The sequence below is a fragment of the Kitasatospora sp. NPDC001660 genome (assembly GCF_053596725.1).
On record NZ_JBSFGU010000008.1, the window covers coordinates 151,103 to 171,519 of the forward strand.

Consider the following 20,417-nt stretch of genomic DNA (forward strand, 5'->3'; position numbering starts at 1 on the left):
ACCGACCGGTAGCCCGGTCCGGTCGGGGGTTTGCGGACAGCGGAACCCGCCGGCCGGGCCTGGTCGCCGCCCGGCCGGCGGCTGGGCTTCGCGTCCTAGAAGGTGGTCCAGTCGTTGGCGTCCGGGGTGCCGAGCGTGCGGATCCGCTCGCCGTCGCGGTCGTCGAAGGTGTCGGTGGCGATCCGGAACTGGGCGCCGCTGGGCCGAATGCCGTACAGCACCACCTGCTCGTCGGCGATGCCGTTCAGTTGCAGTGACGTGCACCCGCCGGCCGGAACCTCGTGCGTCGCGAGGTTCCCCCGCTTCGGGAAGACCGCGAACGACGAGTAGCTGCCCTTCGAGCACAGGACGAAGTTCGGGCCCGGCGCCAGCGTCGGCACCGTCGTCGGCGTGACGGCAACGGTGGGCGTCCGGTTCGACACCGGGGTCGACGCCTGCGCGGTGGTGACGCCGGCGAGGCCCACCGAACCGACGGCGAGCAGCAGGCCGGCGGCGCCGGCGGTTCGGGTGGTGATGCGCATGATTTTCTCCAAGCTCGATTCGGATGCGTCCTGACCAGCTCAACGGAGCTCCCGGTGAACGGGGTTCAGCACGGTCCCGGCGGACACGGCCCGTGCACCGCCTGAACCCGGAGCGCACCGGCCGCCGTAGTTCCGGCTGGGCGGGCCGGCCCGGGACGGGCGGAGGAGCGGCCCCGGCGGCGGACGAACGAACCGGGAGGCACATTTGATGGCCTACTCCGACGGCGCGCATCCGGGCTTCCAAGTCCCGTGGACCGAGCTGCTGTTAAGGCCTGGAGCGGACGCCAGCACGTCGTCCTGCCCCGTCGCCGCCCCAGGCTCCGGGCGGCGGCAGTCCTCGAACTGGCCGCCCTCACCGGCGACGCGATGGCCGACCGCCGGATTTGACCGGCCCGGCCGCCGGATGATCGGCTCGGGCCATGACCGGCGAACCCGTACCCGACGAAGCGGTGCACCTCCTGAACGCCCTCCTCGGGGACGCCTACCCGGAGCTGTCCGCGCAGATCCCCCATCTGCGCGTCGCCGGCCACTGCCCCTGCCCGTGCCCGAGCATCGACTTCTCTCTGGACCGGACGGCGGTGCCCGCGGCGCCCGTCGTGGACAACCCGTTCGCCGAGGCCACCGTGCTCGACGAGACCGGCGAACCGGTGGGCGGCGCCCTGCTGTTCGCCTTCGAGGGGTACCTGTCCAACCTGGAGGTCTACTCCTGGACCGACGATCCGGTCACCCGGCTCCCGTCCCCCGACCGGCTCGCCTGAGCGGACCTCACCCGAACCAGCGGGCCAGGGCCGTGTCGAGCGGCGTGCCGTCGGTGTCGGTCCAGGCGAGGTAGCCGTCGGGGCGGATCAGGAGGGCCCCGGCCCCGTCGACGTCCTCGTCGGTCTTCGCCAGGACGTGCTCGACCCGGTCGGCCCGGTCGCCGACCGACCGGCGCCTGCCGTCGAGGGACAGCAGCAGGCCGCGGCCGGAGCGCATCAGCGAGCTCGCCCTGGCCGGACCGTCCTCGGTGGCCAGCTCCAGGTCGATCAGCCGGGGGCCGACGCCCGGGTAGTGGAGGTCCAGGCCGGACATCATGCCCGAGACGTACCGGTGGGCATCGGGCAGCCGCAGCAGGTCGGTCACGATCTCGCGGACCGCGTCGATCTCCTCGTCCCGCCCGGGGTTCATGATCACGCCCTGCGCGCGGGTGTGGCGCAGCACGCGCGCGGCGACCGGGTGCCGCTCCTCGTGGTAGCTGTCGAGCAGGTTGGCGGGCGCCCAGCCGTTGATCGTACCGGCGAGCTTCCAGCCCAGGTTGACGGCGTCCTGGACGCCCAGGTTGACGCCCTGTCCGCCGATCGGCATGTGGATGTGCGCCGCGTCCCCGGCGAAGAACACCCGGCCCTCGCGGTAGCGCTCGACCTGACGCACGGCGTCGCCGAACCGGGAGGCCGCGCGCAGTTCGCCCAGCACCGTCTCCGGCCCGTACACGGCGTGCAGGGCCTCGCGGACCTCGTCGGCGGAGACCGGCGCCGTGTGGTCCGGGCCGTCCCCGGAGAGCTTGCCGAACAGCATCCGGTACAGGTCCGGGCCGATGGGGTGCAGGATCGCGTGGAAGCCGTTGGCCGCCCTGGTGAACTCGCTGAAGTGTCCGGGCTCGGTGCGGACCCTCTCGGAGCGCGAGACGAGGGTGAGGTCCGCGGCCACCGCGGACATCCGGCGCTCCCGGCCGGGGAAGGGGGCACCCAGCAGCCGGCGGACCGTGCTGTGCCCGCCGTCGCACGCGACGAGGTAGCGGCCCCGGATCTCGCCGCTGCCGCCGTCTTCCGCTCGCCACTCGGCGGTGACTCCGTCCGCGTCCTGCGCGACCGCCGTCACCTCTCGGCCGCGGAGCACGGGCACGCCCCGCTCGGCGAGGAGCCCTTCGAGGTGCGCCTCCAGTGCGGCCTGCGGGACGCCGACCGGGTGCGGGTACCGGGTGCGCCACGGCGCGCAGTCCAGCTCGACCGGCAGGCCGGCGAAGTGCCCGCCCGAACTCTGCCGGGACGGCAGTTCCGCGAGCAGCGGCTCCAACAGCCCGCGCAGGTCCAGCACTTCGGCGGTGCGCGGCTGGAGGCCGCCCGCCCGGGACTGGGTGCTGCGGGCGAGCAGCTTCTCCGTGACGACGACCGGTATCCCGGCCAGCGTCAGCTCGTGCGCCAGCATCAGCCCGGTCGGGCCCGCCCCCACGACGATGACTTCGGTCTGCACAGCGACCTCCAACGAAAGGAACCAGGTGCAATTCTGCACTCAGTCTACCATGGGGTAGACTGAGTGCATGAATCAGCAGATGGGCCTGCGGGAACGCAAGAAGGAACGCACCCGGGAGACGATCGCGGCGACCGCGATCCGCCTCTTCCTCGACAAGGGCTTCGACCAGGTGTCGATCACCGAGATCGCCGAGGCGGCGGACGTCTCCCGGCGCACCCTCTTCGCCTACTTCCCGACGAAGGAGGACCTCGTCCTGCAGCGCTTCGCCGACCACGAGAGCGAAGCGGCCCGCATCGTCCGCGCCCGCCCGGACGGCCGGCCCCCACTGGAGGCGCTGCGGGCGGCCCGCCTCGACGCCCTGGCCCAGCGCGACCCGAACACCGGCCTGTGCGACGACCCCGAGGTCATGGCCTTCCTCCGCCTGATCACCGACACCGAGAGCCTGGCATCACGGCTGATCCGCTACACGGAACGCGGCGCCGAAGCCCTGTCCGCGGCTCTGCAGGAGGCCGGCGTCGACCCGCTCGCCGCACGCCTCGTGGCCGCCCAGGTGATCGTGGTGCAGCGGGAACTCGCCATCATGAACCAGGAACACCTGGCCGCCGGCACCTCCGCCGACGACCACTACCCGGCCGCCGTCCGCGCGACCGAGCGGGCCTTCGACCTGCTGAGCAACGGGCTGGGGGGCGGGCCGGCCCGAACGGCGGACACCCGCAGCTCGACCGCCTCCGCGGCCCCGGAGGCATAGGCTGCCGTCCCGGCCGATCCACCGCCCCGAGGAACAGCCCGTGCCCAGCCGCACCAGCATCCGCCTGATCGAGCCCACCGACGCCGCCACCATCGCCGCGCACCGCGTGCGGGACGTCGAGGCCTTCCGGCCGTGGGAACCGGCCCAGCCGCCCGAGTACTTCACCCCGGAAGGCCAGGCGGAGCGGATCGACCGCCTGCTGGCCGGCCACCGGGCCGGCACGGTCTGGCCGGGCGTCGTGCTCGCCGACGACCAGGTGATCGGGCAGGTCACCATCGGTGGCATCCTGCCGCAGCCACACCTGCGCCGCGGCACCCTCGGCTACTGGATCCTGACTTCGGCGCTACGAGGTGATGGCGGCGCAACGCCGGGGAAGCGCCCGGGACGCCATTGGCCGGCATTCCGGACTGCTCGGGGTGCGGCTACAGCGCGTCGTCGGCCTTTGCCGGTCGCCAGCGGCGGGCGCGGCCCCGGGGGGACACGGCTCCGGCGATGGCTACCAGGCCGATCGCGCCCAGTGCCGTCAGGGCCACCGCCGTTGCCTGGGCCGGCGCTTCGGATGCGGGACGGGTGGGGGGCATCGCCAGCGCCGACGCGGTCGGGGTGGAAGGACCCGGGCCCGGGGAAGTCCCGTGGTCGAGCGCCGTCGTCACGGCGGAGACCAGGTCCACCGTTCCGTAGCCGAGTTGAGAGTCGGGCAATGGGCCGCCCGGGCGGTATGCGGTGGCTTCGAGGCGGGCCGTCAGCTGCTCGGCGGTGAGGGTCGGGCGGTAGCCGAGGACCAGGGCCGCCGTGCCGGCGACGAAGGCCGTCGCGAAGCTCGGGCCCGCACCCGTGTAGTAGCCGCCCGCCGCCGGTCCGGGGCCGGTCACGGCGTCGCCCGGGGCGGCCAGGTCCACCCGGCCGCCGACCGCCGCGTTCTCCGGCAGCGCCCCGGCCGGGCCGAGGTCGCGGACGGCGAGCACCTCGGGATATTCGGAGGGGTAGACGGGGGCCGGTTTGGTCTGCGCGCCGGGTGCGCTGTCGGGCGCCGCCGGGGCGATGATCAGCGCGCCCTTGGCCCGGGCCCGGCGCACGGCGCCGGCCAGCGCGTCGTTGCCCTCGGGGACCGTGACGCCGACGGCAATGATGCGCGCTCCCCGGTCGGCCGCCACCGTGATGCCCCGGGCGAGCCGGTCGGCCGTGGTCGTGCCGGTGTCGTCCGTGACGCCCACCGCCAGGACCCGCGCGTGGGGCGCCAGGCCGGAGAAGCCGGTGCCGTCTCGGCGGTCGGCGGCGATCAGCCCGGCCAGGAAGCTGCCGTGGCCCACGCAGTCGTGGGCCGGGTCGGCGGCCCCGTCGAGCCTGGGCGCGAAGTCGGTGCGGCCGGTGAGCAGTCCGGAGCCGTCGCCCACCCCGGAGCCGAGCACCGCGACCGTCACTCCGTCGCCACGACTCAGCTGCCATACCCGGTCGGGCCGCAGGAACGTCTGCGGCCAGGGCGTGAGTTGGGTGCCCTTCGCCGACGCAGGCAGGCAGCCCGCAGGCTTCCCGGACACCTCCCGCCTCACCTGGCTGACTCCCGGCAAGGCGTCCCCCGGTGAAGAGGAGGTCGTGGGCGCCGGCGTGTCGGCCCATGCGGTCCCCGCGGGAAGCAGCAGCGCAGCGGCCAGCGCCGTCGCCGACACCCGCGCTGCCAAGGGCCGTCGACCGGCGGTGGCCGGGGAGGGGGTCGACAGCGCGGGCGCATCCCCACACGCGTCCCCCACAGACGCCGACACCCCGGCTGCCGGTCCCCTCCCCTCCCGGATCCACCGGCCGACGGCTGTCATGGGGGCGGCCGGGACTCCGGCCACCGGTTCCGAAGTCAAGAGGAGCCCCCGATCCGCTCCGTCCCCCCGCCTCACGCGAAGCTGCCGATGCGCTCGGCCGGGATGTCCTGGGGCAGCAGGAGGCTGAGTTCGTCCAGGTCCGCGATGTCCAGGCGGGACAGGCGGCCCGCCTGGCGGGTGATCATCGCCTCCAGCACCTGCCGCGCGAAGCGGCCGTTGCCGAAGGAGTTGTCGCGCGGGACGGCGCGGAAGAGGGTGCTCAGGGCCGTCAGGGTGTCCGGGGTGCAGGTGTAGCCGGCGGCCTCGGCCTGGAGGCGGACGATGGTGACGAGTTCGTCGTCCGAGTAGTGGTCGAAGGTGATCTCGCGGGAGAAGCGGGACGCCAGGCCGGGGTTGGAGGCGAGGAAGCCGCGCATCTCCTCCTGGTAGCCGGCGACGATGACGACGACCTCGTCGCGGTGGTCCTCCATGAGCTTCATCAGCGTGTCGACGGCCTCCTGGCCGAAGTCGCCGCCACCGCCGTGCCGGGGTGTCAGCGTGTAGGCCTCGTCGATGAAGAGCACGCCGCCGCGAGCGCGTTCGAAGGCGTCGCGGGTGAGCTGGGCGGTGTGGCCGATGTAGCGGCCGACGAGGTCCGCGCGGGCGGTCTCGATGAGCTGGCCACTCGGCAACACGTCCAGTTCGGCGAGGAGTTCGCCGTAGAGGCGGGCGACGGTGGTCTTGCCGGTGCCGGGCGGGCCGGAGAAGACGAGGTGGTGGCTGATGGTGGCCGCCGGGAGGCCGGCCTCGATGCGGCGGCGGGTCTGGCGGGTGAGGTTGACGAGGTCCTCGACCTGTTCCTTGGCCGCCGTGAGGCCGACCATCGCGCGCAGCCGGTCCAGCAGGCCGGGCGCCGTCGGTTCCTCCTCACCCGCCGCGGCCCGGGCGACCACCGCCGCGGCCTCCTCGCCTACGTCGGCCGGGAGGAGCAGGGTGAGGTCGGCGTTGTCGAAGTGCTCCAGTTCGGCGAGCCGCCCGGCCTGCCGGTCGACCATCTCCTCGAACACCTTGCGCGCGGCCCGCCCGTTGCCGAAGTCCGGCCCCTTGGGCATCCGTTCGAAGTGGACGGCGAGGGTCTCGCGCGTGCCCTCGTCGAGTTCGTAGCCGTGGCTCGCGGCCGCCCGCTCGACGATGGTGGTGAGCTCGTCGTCGCTGTAGTTCTCGAACTCGACGGTGCGGCTGAAGCGGGAGGCGAGGCCCGGGTTGGAGGCCAGGAACTCGCGGATCTCGTCCTCGTACCCGGCGACGATCACCACGAGGTCGTCGCGGTGGTCCTCCATGAGCTTCACGAGGGTGTCGATCGCCTCGCGGCCGAAGTCGGGGCCGCTGGCGCCCGATCCGGCGGAGAGCGTGTAGGCCTCGTCGACGAACAGCACGCCGCCGAGCGCCTCCTTGACCACCTCGGTGGTCTTGAGCGCGGTGCCGCCGATGATGGACGCGACGAGGTCGGCGCGCGCCACCTCGGTGAGGTGACCGCTGCGCAGCACGCCGAGTTCGGCCAGGATGGCACCGTAGAGGCGGGCGACCGTGGTCTTGCCGGTGCCGGGCGGGCCGGCGAAGACGAGGTGGCGGCTCATCGGGAGGGCGGGCAGACCGGCCTGTTCGCGGCGGCGGGCGAGCTTGTTGAGGTTGACGAGCGTGGCGACCTGGTCCTTGACGCCCTCCAGGCCGACGAGGGTCTGCAGGACGGCCTGCGGGCCCTGCTCCTTCACCGGGGCGGCGGCCTCGCCGACCTGGCCGTCCGAAGTGACCTCCGCGGCGGCCTGCGTCGTCGCGGCCGCCGCGGCGGGCGTGCCGTGGGCGTCCGCGGAGCGGTTGTCGCGGCTGTCCAGGTGCTCGACGGCGAGCCGTTCGGTCGGCTCGGTCTGCCGAAGTCCCGCGCCCTCGTTCTCGGCGACCACGCAGTCGCTCAGCCGGACGGGCTCCGCGGACTCCGAACGGACGCCGTCCACACTGTTGTTGGTCATCCGGCAGCCCGTCAGGGTCGCCCGGGCGCCGGGCCGGAGGTGCAGGCCGTGCCGCCGGTTGGCCCGCAGGCCGGCCCGGGTGGCGGTCAGTTCGCCGTCGTGCTCGACGCTCACGCCGTCGTACGCGTTGTCCTCGGCCTCGACGTCGCGCAGCGTCGCGACGCCCTCGGCGCCGACCGAGATCCCGCAGCCCTTGCTGCCGCGCACGGTGCTGCCGCCGACGTAGGTGTTCGCGCCGTCCTCGATCCGCACCCCGTCGCGTCCCGAGTCGACGACGGTGGCGTCCTCGATCCGGCCGCGCCCGTCGCGCAGCACCTCGACGCCGTGCCCGGCCGCGGCCGTGACGGCGAGGCGGCGCAGCAGCGGGTTGGCGCCGTCGCGGACGACGACCCCGGCGCCGGCCGCGTCCCGCACCTCCAGGCGGTCGAACTCGGCCGCGCTCTCTCCGGTCAGCTCGACGCCGTCGGTCTCGCCGTCGCGCACCACCGTCCGAACCAGGCTCGGCCCGGCGGACTCCCCGACGTGGATGCCGGCCTGGACGGCGGACGTCACCTCGCAGTCCTCGAAGGTGCCCCTGGAGCGTCCGGCGACGTGCAGGCCGTTCCCCTGCGTGCGGACCGCCCGGCAGCGGCGGAGCAGCGGGTCGGTGCCGTTGGTGAGCACGTAGCCGTGGGCGCGCACGGCGCTGACGGTGCAGTCCTCCAGCTCCACGCGGGCGGTGGAGCCGATGAAGACGCCGAGCGCACTGTCGCGGATCTCGGTGCGCACCACGCGGGTGGCGCTCTGCTCCTCAAGTGCGATGGCGGGCTTGTCCGTTGCGGATATTTCACAGTCCTCGACCACGCCGCGGGACTCGCCGTTGGCGCACACGCCGTTGCCCCGGGCGTCGCGCAGCACGCAGCGGCGCACGGTGGGGTTGGCGCGCTCGCCGATCACCAGGGCGGAGGTGCCGAGGTGCTCGATCACGCTGTCCTCGATGACGCTCGCGCCGGTCGAGGTCTCCACCAGGCCCGCCCCCGCGGGGTTCACCACCCGGCAGCCGCGCATCGCCAGCTCGCCCTGCTGGCGGGTCAGTACGGCCGTCCACGCACTGCCCGCCACCTCGCAGTCCTGGAGGGCGAGCTGGCCGCGCGGCACGTCCACGGCAGGCAGCTCCTCGTCCCGGCCCTGGAGCACCAGCCCCGTCAACTGCACTGCCTCGGCCAGCACTTGGAGCACCGAACCGCGGCGCGGGCTGATCCGCACGCTGCCCCGGACGTCCTCGGCCGTGATCGTCACCATCTTGGTGACCACCAGGTTCTCCTCGTACCGGCCGGGGCGCACCGAGATCACCGCGCCGCTGCGGGCCGCCTGGAGGGCCTCGCCGATCGTGCGGTAGAAGCCCGGCTGCGAGCCGGACTCCCGCTGCTCCGCACAGACCGTCAGCACCGCGCGTGACATGCCGGGGGATTCCCTTCGTTGGTGATCTCGGGTGAGGTTGAGGGGCTCAGGAGGTGGAGGAGCTCAGGAGGTGCAGGTGGCGCGGATCGCGCTCGCCGCGTGGTGGGCGTGGGACACTCCGCCGCCCCAGTCCACGCCGCGGGTGTGGAGGGTGACGGCCAGCGAGCCGCCGCTGTAGGCGAAGCTGCCCACGTCCACCCAACTTCCTTGGCTGGAGGTTTGGTTGACGATGAAGGACCGGCCCGATCCGCCGCTCTGCACCGTGTAGTACGTCGGGTGGCCGCCGACCTTCGTCACGTCGCCGCTCGCGGGGACGTAGACGGACAGGGCGCAGGTGCTGACGTTTCCCACGGTGAACGTCCACACCACCGAGGCGGAGGGGTCGTCCTTCGAGGCGTCGCCGTACATCGGGACCGAGGTGTAGCTCCCGTTGCAGCCGTCCCCGCTCCAGCCGCCGGAGTTGCTGATCCAGCCCTCGATGCCCTTGCTGAACCGGCCGTTCTCCCGGTAGGAGCCCTTGCCGCTGCACCCCGGGCCGAGGACCGTCACCACGGGCGGCGGGTCGGCGGGCTTCGCGGGCGGGACGGGCTGCTGCGGGGCCGGTTGCTGGGGCGCGGGCTGCTGCGGCGCGGGCTGCTGCGGGCCCGGGACGGCGGGCTTCGCGGCCCCCGGCGCGGGCTGCTGCGGGGCGTTGCCGCCGGAGCCGCCGCCCGACGAACCACCCGTCGTGGCAGCCGAGTTGCCGCCGCCCTGGTTCACCGTGCCGAGCTGCCGGGGCGCGGGCGCGCCACCGGCCCCGGGCACGCCGGCCGCAGGGGCCCCGGCCGGCCGGCCGGGGGCGGGCGGCTGACCGGCGTCCGTGCTCGGCGCGGCCGCGGCGGGGTCGCCGAGGGGCCCCGCGACACCCGGTGCGGTGCCGCCGGGTGCGCCCGGGTCTCCGGGCGCCGCGCCGTTGCCGCCGCTGCCGTTGCCACCGTTGTTGCCGTCGGTGCCCGGCACGTACCCGTTGCCGCCGTCGCCGCCGCCCTGCCCGTACCCGGGCGGGTTGTCCGCCTGCGCGGGACCGTGCTTCGGATCGCCCCCGCCCAGCTGCGTCACCACGACGGACGTGCCCACCAGCACCAGGCCCACGGCGACGGCGGCCGCGACCATCGGACGCGATACCCGGCCAGGGCGGGGGCCGTTGGCGGCGGCCGTGGCGCCCTCACGGTCCGCCACGGCCGCCTCCGCGAGCGCCTCCGGCGTGGCGGCGGCCGTCTCGGCCTCGACCAGGGGGTCGGACCCCGGCGGTGCCGGCGGCGGGGCGGGCGCGGTCCCGGCCGGCACCTCCGGCGCGGACCCCACCGCGCCGCGCGAACCCGGCTCGGAGAGAGCCGGACCGATCTCGGCCGTCTCGTCCACACCCTCCGCCTCGACCGCCACGGCCCAGTTGACCACGGGAAGGTGGAACCCGGGCGAACCCTGGCCCCCCTCGCCGCGCTTCTCCTCGCCCACGCTCATCCCCTGCACTCGACGCCACTCCTACAAGCACCGACGGACGGCGCCCCCGCTCGCGTTCAGTCCGCTACTGCCCGACCGCCCACACCGCGGCCCGCTCCGGCTCCGGCGGCGCCAGGACGAACGCCGCGGCCCGCTCCAGCACCTCCCGGCCTGGCCGGACGCACGGGCCGTCCCCCTGTGCCCGGACGTGCGCGAGCAGGCTCGGCTCGGGCGCCACGCCGTGCGTCTCCAGGTAGTAGGTCACCGTGTCGGTCCAGATCCACTGCCCGTCCGTCCGGAAGCCGAGCGGCACCACGCCGCGCCGCTCCGGATCGACCACGTCGTCCATCAGCGTCGGCGTGAGCAACACGGCCGCCCCGCCCCGCAGGTAGCGCACCACGGTCCGCCGCTCCGGCCCCTCCGCCAGCCGGAGCCGGCTGGGCGCGAACCCAGGGCCCATCACCGGATCCACGGCGTCGAAGACCGCCGCGAGCCTGAACCCGTCCCGCTCCGCCTCGTTCACCTTCGGCACTCCTCCCGCACGTCCGGCACGTTCCGCACCGGGGCCCACGTCCTCTCCGACGGCCGGCCGACGGCGGAAGGTTCAGCCGGGACCGACTACGAGACCGAGGCCCACCCGGTCCAGTTGCCGTTGGTGTCACGGGCACGCGCCCAGATGTGCCCGTCGGAGCCGATCGCGCCGATCTCGAAGTTGCCGAACCCCATGTCCGAGGCGAGGATGCCGACCGGGCCCGCCAGGATGCCGCCCATGGAGAGCCAGCCGCTCTTGTGGCCGGCCCTGTCGGTGGTCCAACGCGTCCACACCGCGTGGTCGGTGCCGATGACGAACACCTCCTGACGGCCGTCACGGAAGTAGTACGTCGCCGTGCCGTCCCCGTACGCGCCGCCGCAGAGGAACTTGCCCTCCCACACCTTGCTGCTGCACGTGCCCACACCACTGCCGCCCGAACCCATGCCGCCGCCGCCCGTGCCCGCCGCACTCGCGGGCGCCGCGCCGACGGCGAGGGCGGCGAGCGCGGCCACGGAGGCCGCAACGGCCTTGATCTTCTTCATGATTGCTCCATTGCTCCAGGGAAGAGACACGGGGATCGACCGGGGACGGGTGAACACGTCGGCCCCTCACAAGTGCTGACGCAGGCCCCACCGGAACGGGTTCAACCTGCCCGGTGCGCAATCCGGTTCGACGGAACGTGCCCTGATCGCGCGACCGGGCGCAGCCAGGCCTCCGCGTGCGCGGCGTGACCGGCCGGCGTCGGGTGCCCGGGCCGCAGCAATGCCATGTCCTGCCATGAGCGATTCGGAGCATGTCCTCGACTGGCTTCAGGCCTGGTACGCCGATCAGTGCAACGAGGACTGGGAACACGAGTGGGGCGTGACGGTCGCCACGCTCGACAACCTCGGTTGGACCGTCACGATCGACCTGGAGGAGACGGACCTGGAGGACTGCGAGCACCCCCGGCAGGACGTCAACCGCATTACGCAGGACTGGGTGTGGGTATGGACCTCCGAGAAGCAGTTCCACGCCAGGTGCGGGCCCGCCAACCTCACCGAGACCCTCACACTGTTCCGTTCGTGGGCGACCGCCAATACTCCCTGAGCCGTGGAGCTCCTCACGAAATGACCGGATCAGGACGCCGTCACCGGCGCTGTCCGGTGGCGTAGCCCCTGGCCGTGGGCAAGGATCACCCGGGTCTTCCTGCCCAGAGAGGTCCCGTGGCCGCCACGGGGCCGATGGATCTTGCCGTGCTTGCCGCCGACGACGGCAACAGCGCTCCGGGCAGTGCTGGACGCGCGGTCGGAATCAGCACGCCGAGGTGAGCCATCGCCGGCAGTGGCGCGGGCTCCGGCCCGCCGAACCCACGCAGTTCCAGGGTCAGCCCCCCGCCCCCAAGTCCAGGCGGTAGTGCGCCGGGTGGGGCGGGCGGACGCGGTCGGCCGGGGCGATGGCGTCCCGGCGGGCGAGCCACGTGCGGAGACGGTCGGGGGCCGGACGGATGCTCCCCACCTCGTGGAGCAGCACACGGGCGGGGACCCCGGCGGCCCGGTCCGGCTCGTCGACGGCCACCACCTCGAAGCCCGTCCCCGGTGCGAACACCACCGCCGCCGGCTCGCCCGGCTCGCCGAACGCCGAGCAGCGCCGCCCGCCGACGGACCACACCGCGAACTCCACCCCCGCGTCCTCCCCGAGATCGGCACCCACCGCGGCCAGCCCGCTCACCGGCGCCCGCTCGGTGAAGACCGCACCGGGCGTGAAGCGCGCCAGGTCGCATCCGTCGGCAGGGGCCGCGAGCAGCACGCCGCCGTAGTGGCTCGGGAGCCGCCGCAACCCGGCTGTGAGGCACCGCAGGTACGACCCCAGCGGACCGGGCACCCCCGTCCGGGCCGCCGCGACGAGGTCCTCGCGGGCGACGGGGAGCGCGGACTCCGTGTGGTGCACCAGGACCGCGACGAGCTCCGGCCCTGGGTCGCCCCCGGCGGCCTGCGGGCGCAGACCCGGCAGCCTGGGCGACGCGTCCTCGGCGCGGCGCGCGAGGCGCGGGTACGCGGACCCGAGGAGGGCGACGAGGGCGGCGCGGTCCCGTGCCGGGGTCGGGGCTTCGGCGGGCTGGGGAGGGGCTGCGGCGGTCGGGGTGGACGGTTCGTCCGCCCGGCCCGACGACGGCTCACCCGGCCTCGGCCCGGCGACGGCCCCGCCCGCGCGCTGCGCGATCGCGCCGCCGTCCGTGTCCGGTACGGCGGCTCCGCTGGTGGCAGACGGCGACGCGCCGTCTCTCAGGCCACCGACGGCGGAGACCGGAGTCGGCGCGGGTACGGGCTCGGGAGCGGTCTCGGGCGGCTCCTCGCCCTCCGGGGCTGCGGCCTCCGGGCGTGCCGGGGACGCCTCGGCAGCGCCCCGATCCGGCGTCTTCGGCGGGGCAGGTACCGAGAAGTCGGTCCCGTCGACTTCTGCCACCGTGGCCGCATCGCCGCTGTGGAACGCCGACGGATCCTCGACGGGTGCGGGAGGCCCATCCGGCGCCGGATTCGTGTCCACCGTCGAAGCCGACGCCTCCGGCGTCCCGGCAGCGGCCGGCGGAAGGCCGGGCTCCGGCGCCGTCCCGCCGACGGCACAAGGCCCGGCCGCCGCCCCAACGGGAACGGGAGCCGACGCCGCCGGCTCCCCATGCCCGTGCGGCAACCCCGGCGCCGGCGTGCCGAGGGCCGCACGATCCGGCGCCGGGACGGACGCCCCCGCCCCCGGGGCGGGCCACAGGGGCTCCGGCCCCAGCCAGTCCATCCCGTGGAGCCGGGCGCAGAAGCGGCCCACCGTCTGCGACTCCGCGTCCATGGTGCCCGCCACCACCAGGCCGAGCCGGGGCGCGGACGGGAGGGTGGCGAGGGCGTCGCCGAGGCGGGCCCAGGTGTCCTCGGTGACCGGGCGGCCCGGGGTGCCGACGACGAGGAAGGGGCGGGCGGGGTCGGGGCGGCGCATGCGGGGGCCGCGGTTGGTGGTGCCGGTGGGGCGGAGCCACAGGCCGGCCGCGACGGCCTCCAGTTCCCAGCCGGGGAAGGCGGGGTAGCGGGCGGGTCCGGGGGCGGTGGGGGCGTCGGGGCGGCCGCGCCAGCCGACGGCGGTGACCTTGCGTTCGACCGGGCAGGCGGCCAGTTCGGTCAGGTACGGCTCCCAGCCGGCCGTCCCGTCGGGCGCCACGTGTACGTGGCGGTGCCCGGCGCCGTCGCGGACGGGCAGGCCGATCGCGGCCCGCACCTCGTACCGGAGCGAGGCGGCCACGACCGCGGCCAGCTCGACGAGTTCGATCGGCTCGGCCCACGGGGCGCTGAGCAGCAGCATCGAGTCCGGGCTCGCCGCCGTCATCGACTCCGCTGCCGCGGGTACGAGTTGGACACCCGAAGGCAGCCTCCCCGACGGCTCGCCGATCACGAGCACGACGGCGCCCTCCCGCCCCGAGGCGTGGTCGAGGATCGCGGGCCGCCCCACAGGTGTCCCGGACGTCGCCCAGAACCCGCCCCCGGCCAGCGGCGTGAGCGTCGCCGCTGCGGGCCACCGCTCGCCCAGGGCCTCCGCCTGTCCGCCGCCCTGCCGACAGCGCCACCAGGAGCCACCCACGGCCCGCAGGGTGCCGTCGGACTCGACGGACACCACCGCGTCCGGCGCGACGACCGTCAACCCGGCGCGCCCGGCAAGACGTTCGGCCGGCCGGCGACCGTCCGGCCCCGGCGCGGCGAGGCCGGAGGCCGCGAGGACGAGCGTGTCCGCGCCCGACCCGAAGGCCGCACGCGTCAGTTCGGGCAGCGACGCACGCAGCACGGGCGCCGCGTCCTCGGCCGCCGCGAGGACCAGCAGGCTGTGTGCCTCGGCCTGCACCGGCGCCAGGGCCGCCGCCAACCCCGCCGCCTCCGCACCCGGCGGCGCGATCACGAAGTGCGGCCCCAACCCACGCAACGTCGAACGTTCGACGTCCTCCGTCGTCACCTGGCTCATCGATCGACCCCCATCCACCCACCCACGTCGGACAGCCGACCGCTGTCCACCCCCGCCGACCCTCCGCCGACCACTACGCGCCCAGCTCCCCGCCCGGGCCGCCCGACCCCGTCAGGCGGCCGGTCTGCACCTGAACCGTCCGTCGCCGCGTGATGTACAGCCCGCGCCCCGCCGGGAACTCCCTCGGCTTGAGGTTGCCGAACAGGTATCCCTCGGACGGGGGGCAGGAGAACAGCAGCGTCGGCGAGTTGACCTCCTGGAGCTTGCGGACCAGCGGGTCGCCCATGGCCCGTGCGATGCCGTTGGCGCCGCGGACGACGACGAGGTGGAGGCCGATCTCCGCGCCCTGGGCGAGGTCGTCGAGGAGGGCGGCGAACGGGTGGGCCCCGGTTCCGGCGCCGACGAGGTCGTAGTCGTCGACGAGGATGAAGAGTTCGGGCCCCTCCCACCAGTCCCGCAGCTTGAGGCGGGCGGGGGTGATGTCGGCGGGCGGGATGCGGTTCTTCATCGCGCGCGACGCCCCGTCGACGATCTGGCGGAGCTTGTCGACGGCGACCGCGTAGCCGAGCCGGTACTCCTCCGGGACGGCGTCGTAGAGGCCGCGCCGGAAGTCGACGAGCATGATGCGCGCCTCGGCGGGCGTGTAGGTGCTGGTGATGCCGCGGATCACGAGTTCGAGCAGGTTGGTCTTGCCGGATTCGCTGTCGCCGACGACGAGCAGGTGCGGGTTCTCCTCGAAGTCGTGCCACAGCGGCGCGACCTCGGTGTCCTCCAGGCCGATGGCCACCCGCAACCTCCCTTGCGGCGCCGGGAGTTCGGCGGCGTCGAGGCTGAGCGGCAGCATCCGCACCTCGGGGGCGCGGGGGCCGGTCCAGTGCGCGGCGACGGCGTCGACGAGGTCCGCGACGCCCTCGCCGAGGTCGTCGGCGCGGCCGGAGCCGTCGATCCGGGGCAGGGCGGTGAGGAAGTGCAGCTGCTCGTCGGTGAGGCCGCGGCCGGGGAGCTTGGGCACCTTGGCGGCGGCGCGCATGTTGATGACGGAGTCGACGGAGTCGCCGAGGCGCAGTTCGAAGCGGGTCTGCAGCTGGTCGCGCAGGCCGCCGGTGATCTCGCCCCAGCGGGTGGTGGCGATGACCAGGTGGACGCCGTAGTTGATACCGCGCTGGGAGATGAGGGTGAGTGGCTGGACGAGGTCGTTGAACTCCTGGCGCAGGGTGTTCCAGCCGTCGATGACGAGGAAGACGTCGCCGTGCGGGTCGTCCGGGAGTTCGCCGGCCGCCTTGCGGCGGCGGAAGGCGGCGACGGAGTCGATGCCGAGTTCGGCGAAGTACTTCTCGCGCCGGGTGATGATGCCGTTGACCTCGGCGATGGTGCGCAGCACCCGTTCGCCGTCGTGGCGCCCGGTGACGCCGCCGACGTGCGGCAGGCCGCGCAGGGCTGAGAGGGTGCCGCCGCCGAAGTCGAGGCAGTAGAACTGGACCTCGCGCGGGGTGTGGGTGAGGGCGAGGCCGGTGACGAGGGTGCGCAGCAGGTTGCTCTTGCCGCTCTGCGGGGCGCCGGCGATGCCGATGTGGCCGCCGGCGCCGGAGAGGTCGGCGGTGAGCAGGTCGCGCAGTTGCTGGAAGGGGCGGTCGATGACGCCGACGGGCAGGCCGAGGGCGCCGTGCGCGCTTTCGTCCTCGGTGGTGAGGCCGCGGTCGGGGTGCGGGACGAGCGGGGGCAGGAGTTCGTCGAGGGTGGGCGGGATGCCGAGGGGCGGCAGCCAGACGCGGTGGGCGGGCGGCCCGGCGTCGCGCAGGCGGTCGGCGGCGATCTCCAGCAGGGAGCCGGTCGACACCGCCTTCTCCTCCACCTCGGCTTCCACAAGAGGGATCTGACGTTGCCTCACGTACTCGGTGCCGTACCGGACGACCTGCCCGGCGACGACGGCCTGCTGGGCGGCGCGCCGCTTGGGCCGGTACGGTCCCGAGACGTAGGCGGCCTTGAAGCGGGTCAGGGTGGAGATGTCGCTGCGCAGGAAGCCGTTGCCGGGCTGGGAGGGCAGCTGGTAGGCGTCGGGGACGCCGAGGACGCCCCGGCTCTCCATCGCGGAGAAGGTGCGCAGGCCGATCCGGTAGGACAGGTGGGATTCGAGCGCGCTCATCCGGCCCTCGTCCAACCGCTGCGAAGCGAGCAGGAGATGGACGCCGAGCGAGCGGCCGAGCCGCCCGATCATCACGAACAGCTCCATGAAGTCCCGGTGGGCGGAGAGCAGTTCACTGAACTCGTCAACGACGACGAACAGGGTGGGCAGCGGCCGCAGCGCCGCGCCGCCTTCCCGCGCCGTCTCGTAGTCGAGCAGCGACGCGTGCCCGGCGACGCGCAACAGCTCCTGGCGGCGCACGAGTTCGCCGTGCAGGGCGTCGCGCATGCGGTCCACCAGCGACGCCTCGTCGGCGAGGTTCGTGATGACGGCGGAGGTGTGCGGCAGGGTGTCGAGGCCGAGGAAGGTCGCGCCGCCCTTGAAGTCGACGAGGACGAAGTTGAGCACCTCGGAGGAGTGGGTGACGGCGAGCGCGAGGACGAGCGTGCGCAGCAGTTCGGACTTGCCGGAGCCGGTGGCGCCGATCAGCATGCCGTGCGGGCCCATACCGCCCTGCGCGGACTCCTTGAGGTCGAGGTCGACGGGCCGACCGTCCGGTCCGAGGCCGAGCGGCACGCGCAGGCGCTGCGGGATGCCGCGCTGGGCCCACAGCGCCTCGACGTCGTGGGCGTGCAGGTCGGGGATGCCGAGCAGGGCGGTCAGGTCGAAGTCGGTGGCCATCGGCTCGGCGACGTCGACGCCGTCGGCGATGCGGTAGCGGGCGAGTTGGGCGGCGAGCCGGGTGGCGGCGGGCAGGGCAAGGGCGTCGGGGCGGCCGAGGTCGGTGACGACGTCCTTGCGGTTGCGGTCGGCGCCGACCATGGCGAGCCGCCCGTCCTCGATGCGCAGCCGCAGGGTGGTGCGGGCGGGACGCCACTCCAGGGTGTCGGCGAGGTCGACGAGGACGGCGTTGCGGTAGCCGGTGAGCGCGGCGCGGCTGCCGGCGTGCGCGCCGGGGCCGTCGAGGACGAGGACGGTGAACGGCTCGTCGCGGCTCGGGACGGCGTCGGGCTCGTACGCGGGCCGGCCGGTGAACTCCTCGCCGAGCAGCTGCTCGACCTCGCCGAGACTGCCCGCGACGAGCCGGACCGGGCCGGCCCCGTCGGTGTCGGTCGGGTGCAGGGCGTGCGGCAGCCACTTGGCCCACTCCCAGTGCGCGCGCCGCCCGGCGTCGGCGACGACCGCGACGTGGAGCTCGTCCGGACCGTGCACGACGGCGAGTTGGGCGATCATCGCGCGCACGAGCGCGCGGGCGGCCTCGGGATCGTCGGCGCGCAGCAGGAGTTGGGCGAAGCCGCGCAGGTGGATCGCCATCGGCTGGTCGGCGACGGTGGCGTAGGCGTGGATGAAGCGGCGCAGCGCGTGGGCGCACAGCGGTTCCAGGTCCTCGACCGGCTTGGTGGCGAGCGGGGCGAGCGGGGTCGCGAGTCGCTGGGAGCCCAGGCCGATCCGGACGTCGCTGAAGTCCGGGTGCGCGGCCCGCCGTTCCCACAGCCGGGTGGTGCCCACCAGCGACCACAGCTCGCCGGGCGCCGGGTGGCGCCAGGCCAGCGCCTGCCGCTGGGCGTCGATCGAGTGGCGCACCTGGCGGCGCATCTGGGCGAGGTAGCGCAGGTAGTCGCGGCGCTCGGCGCGCAGCTGGTGCTTGCGGTCGCTGGAGCCGCGGACCAGCTGGGTGACGAGCATGCCGACGGCGGACAGCGCCATCATGCCGACCGCGACGTAGCTCAGCGCGCCGCCGCCCTCGGGCCCGGCCGGGCGCAGGAACATGAACACCATCGACAGTGAGCCCAGCGCCATCGGCGCCATGCCGATCATGCCCGCCATGCCGCTCTGCTTCTCGGGCAGGACCGGCGGCTCCTGGAGCTGGACGTCGCCGTCCGGCATCTCAGGCCCAGGACGCCGGGGCGTCCGCTTCACCAGGACCACGCTCACTCAGGACTCCTCACGTTCCGCCACCGTCCTCTCACGCTGACGGACGGCGGTGACCGCGGGGTTCAGCGGGTGCGTGAACGCCGACTCCCGCACGGCCCGTTCGAGAAGACGGAGAACACTACGGACCCCGACCCCGAGGAGAGGCGTGAGCAGCAGCGCCGTCGCAGGACTGTGCCGATTGAGGTTCCACGCGCCGGAGGCGGTCTTCGAACTCGCCGTCCCCGCCGACGTCCCCCTGGCCGACCTGCTCCCCGCGATCATCGGCCACGCCGGCCCCGGCCTCGCCGAGACGGGCCTGGAGCACGGTGGCTGGGTGCTCCAGCGGCTCGGCGAGGAGCCGTTGGACGAGGAGCAGAGTGTCGAGGCGCTCAAGCTCCACGACGGTGATGCGCTCTACCTGCGCGCCCGTCACGAGGCCCTGCCCCCGGTGCACTTCGACGACCTGGTCGACGGCGTCGCCACCGGCATGCGGGAGCGCGGCGACACCTGGCGCCCCGCCCTCACCCGCCGCCTCGCCCTCGCGCTCGCCCTGGCCGCCCTCGCGGCCGGCTGGATCGTGCTGGCCCTCCCGGGCCCGGCCGCCCCGCGCGAGGCCGCGGCGGCGGGCGTCGCCGTGCTGCTGCTCCTCGGCGCCGCCAGCGCCTCCCGCGCGATGGCCGATGCGGGCGCGGGCACCGCGCTCGGCGCCGCCGCCGTCCCGTACCTCGGGCTCGCCGCTCTGCTGCTGCCCGCCGGACCGGGCGGCGACGACCTGCTCGGGGCCCGGGTGCTCGCGGCCTCCTCCGCCGCGGCGGGCGCGGCCGTGCTGTCGCTGGCGGCGGTGGGGGCCGCGGCGCCGCTGTTCATCGGCCTGGTGCTGGTGGCCGCGCTCGGGGTGCTGGCCGGGGCGCTGCTCCTGTTCGGCCTCGCGGCGGACCAACTCGTCGCCCTCGTCTCGGTGTTCGCCGTCCTGGTCGGCTCCTTCGTGCCGTCCGTGGCGTTCCGGCTCTCCGGCCTGCGGCTGCCGATGCTGCCGCGCAACGCCGAGGAGCTCCAGGAGAACATCGATCCCGTCCCGGCCACCGCCGTCCTCCCCCGCGCGCTCGTCGCCGACGACTACCTGATGGCGCTCTACACCGCGATCGGCACCGTCTGCGCGGCCTGCCTCACCGTCCTGCCGTTCACGGGCGGTTGGGCCGGCCCGGCCGAAGCCGGGGCGCTCGCGCTGCTGCTCGTCCTCCACGCCCGCGCCATCGGCAGCATCCGCCAGCGCCTCGTCCTCCTCCTGCCCGGCGTGTACGGCGCCGCCGTGCTGCTCACCCGGTTCACCACGGACGCCTCCCCCTCTGAACACCTGGCCCTCCTCGGCGCCCTGGTGGCCCTGACCGCCGCCCTCCTGGTCGCCGCCTGGACCGTCCCCGGCCGCCGCCTCCTGCCCTACTGGGGCCGCATCGCCGACCTCCTCCACACCCTGACCGCCCTCGCCCTCCTCCCGCTGGCCCTCCAGGCCTGCGGCCTCTACCACTCCCTGCGCGCCCTGGGCGGCTGAGCCCCGCACCGCCCGTCCCGTGCCCCGGCCGATCGACGCGGCCGGGGTGTTGGGGCGCGGGTTCGGATGTGGTCACCGTGCTCGGTCCTTCCTG

Annotated in this window: 13 protein-coding genes; 4 read left to right on the top strand and 9 right to left on the bottom strand. The window is 74.6% G+C overall.

The genetic code is table 11. From position 1 onward, the window contains the following. Positions 1-95 precede the first annotated feature (95 nt). Positions 96-521 carry a hypothetical protein gene (locus ACWCXH_RS11995; RefSeq protein ID WP_449801277.1) on the bottom strand — a complete coding sequence of 142 codons (426 nt, stop codon included), beginning with the start codon at positions 519-521 and terminating at the stop codon, positions 96-98. Between the two features lie 419 nt (positions 522-940). Here ACWCXH_RS11995 and ACWCXH_RS12000 point away from each other — a divergent pair, with 419 nt between their 5' ends. After that, entirely contained in the window at positions 941-1,279 is a 339-nt protein-coding gene (locus ACWCXH_RS12000; RefSeq protein ID WP_449801278.1) for a hypothetical protein, read from the top strand. A gap of 7 nt (positions 1,280-1,286) precedes the next feature. Here ACWCXH_RS12000 and ACWCXH_RS12005 read toward each other — a convergent pair whose 3' ends face one another. Continuing rightward, positions 1,287-2,750, bottom strand: a complete 1,464-nt coding sequence (locus ACWCXH_RS12005; RefSeq protein ID WP_449801279.1) for an FAD-dependent monooxygenase — start codon at positions 2,748-2,750, stop codon at positions 1,287-1,289. Between the two features lie 67 nt (positions 2,751-2,817). On the opposite strand from ACWCXH_RS12005, the gene ACWCXH_RS12010 reads away from it, so the two are divergent. After that, a complete protein-coding gene (locus ACWCXH_RS12010; RefSeq protein ID WP_449801280.1) occupies positions 2,818-3,498 on the top strand; it encodes a TetR/AcrR family transcriptional regulator in 681 nt (226 codons plus the stop codon). A 422-nt stretch (positions 3,499-3,920) separates the two neighbouring features. On the opposite strand, the gene ACWCXH_RS12015 is transcribed toward ACWCXH_RS12010, so the two are convergent. From ACWCXH_RS12015 to ACWCXH_RS12035, 5 genes are all read right to left on the bottom strand, one after another. Further along, positions 3,921-5,036, bottom strand: a complete 1,116-nt coding sequence (locus ACWCXH_RS12015) for a S8 family serine peptidase (RefSeq protein ID WP_449801281.1) — start codon at positions 5,034-5,036, stop codon at positions 3,921-3,923. Positions 5,037-5,380: 344 nt separating this feature from the next. Next, the gene (locus ACWCXH_RS12020) at positions 5,381-8,755 is read right to left on the bottom strand and encodes a right-handed parallel beta-helix repeat-containing protein (RefSeq protein WP_449801282.1); all 3,375 of its coding nucleotides are present in this window, start codon (positions 8,753-8,755) and stop codon (positions 5,381-5,383) included. A gap of 63 nt (positions 8,756-8,818) precedes the next feature. Then, complete coding sequence (locus ACWCXH_RS12025) at positions 8,819-10,255, bottom strand: hypothetical protein (RefSeq protein WP_449801283.1); 1,437 nt, start codon at positions 10,253-10,255, stop codon at positions 8,819-8,821. Between the two features lie 64 nt (positions 10,256-10,319). Then, positions 10,320-10,757 carry a hypothetical protein gene (locus tag ACWCXH_RS12030; RefSeq protein ID WP_449801284.1) on the bottom strand — a complete coding sequence of 146 codons (438 nt, stop codon included), beginning with the start codon at positions 10,755-10,757 and terminating at the stop codon, positions 10,320-10,322. A gap of 95 nt (positions 10,758-10,852) precedes the next feature. Continuing rightward, positions 10,853-11,308 (bottom strand): hypothetical protein, encoded by a 456-nt coding sequence (locus tag ACWCXH_RS12035; RefSeq protein ID WP_449801285.1) that lies wholly within the window; start codon positions 11,306-11,308, stop codon positions 10,853-10,855. A gap of 235 nt (positions 11,309-11,543) precedes the next feature. Here ACWCXH_RS12035 and ACWCXH_RS12040 point away from each other — a divergent pair, with 235 nt between their 5' ends. Continuing rightward, positions 11,544-11,852, top strand: coding sequence for an immunity 53 family protein (locus ACWCXH_RS12040; RefSeq protein ID WP_449801286.1), 309 nt, complete (start codon positions 11,544-11,546; stop codon positions 11,850-11,852). Between the two features lie 276 nt (positions 11,853-12,128). On the opposite strand, the gene ACWCXH_RS12045 is transcribed toward ACWCXH_RS12040, so the two are convergent. After that, complete coding sequence (locus tag ACWCXH_RS12045; protein ID WP_449801287.1) at positions 12,129-14,738, bottom strand: hypothetical protein; 2,610 nt, start codon at positions 14,736-14,738, stop codon at positions 12,129-12,131. Positions 14,739-14,811: 73 nt separating this feature from the next. After that, positions 14,812-18,747: a type VII secretion protein EccCa gene (gene eccCa, locus ACWCXH_RS12050; protein WP_449801347.1), complete on the bottom strand. Its 3,936-nt coding sequence runs from the start codon at positions 18,745-18,747 to the stop codon at positions 14,812-14,814. Positions 18,748-18,940: 193 nt separating this feature from the next. On the opposite strand from eccCa, the gene eccD reads away from it, so the two are divergent. After that, positions 18,941-20,323 carry a type VII secretion integral membrane protein EccD gene (gene eccD, locus ACWCXH_RS12055; protein ID WP_449801288.1) on the top strand — a complete coding sequence of 461 codons (1,383 nt, stop codon included), beginning with the start codon at positions 18,941-18,943 and terminating at the stop codon, positions 20,321-20,323. Positions 20,324-20,417: the final 94 nt, after the last annotated feature.

What these genes read in the sequence shown, in the direction of transcription:
- ACWCXH_RS11995 (WP_449801277.1), bottom strand. Translation starts at nt 521, where the DNA reads ATGCGCATCACCACCCGAACCGCCGGCGCCGCCGGCCTGCTGCTCGCC.
- ACWCXH_RS12000 (WP_449801278.1), top strand. Translation starts at nt 941, where the DNA reads ATGACCGGCGAACCCGTACCCGACGAAGCGGTGCACCTCCTGAACGCC.
- ACWCXH_RS12010 (WP_449801280.1), top strand. Translation starts at nt 2,818, where the DNA reads ATGAATCAGCAGATGGGCCTGCGGGAACGCAAGAAGGAACGCACCCGG.
- ACWCXH_RS12020 (WP_449801282.1), bottom strand. Translation starts at nt 8,755, where the DNA reads ATGTCACGCGCGGTGCTGACGGTCTGTGCGGAGCAGCGGGAGTCCGGC.
- ACWCXH_RS12025 (WP_449801283.1), bottom strand. Translation starts at nt 10,255, where the DNA reads ATGAGCGTGGGCGAGGAGAAGCGCGGCGAGGGGGGCCAGGGTTCGCCC.
- ACWCXH_RS12035 (WP_449801285.1), bottom strand. Translation starts at nt 11,308, where the DNA reads ATGAAGAAGATCAAGGCCGTTGCGGCCTCCGTGGCCGCGCTCGCCGCC.
- ACWCXH_RS12040 (WP_449801286.1), top strand. Translation starts at nt 11,544, where the DNA reads ATGAGCGATTCGGAGCATGTCCTCGACTGGCTTCAGGCCTGGTACGCC.
- ACWCXH_RS12045 (WP_449801287.1), bottom strand. Translation starts at nt 14,738, where the DNA reads ATGAGCCAGGTGACGACGGAGGACGTCGAACGTTCGACGTTGCGTGGG.
- eccCa (WP_449801347.1), bottom strand. Translation starts at nt 18,747, where the DNA reads ATGCCGGACGGCGACGTCCAGCTCCAGGAGCCGCCGGTCCTGCCCGAG.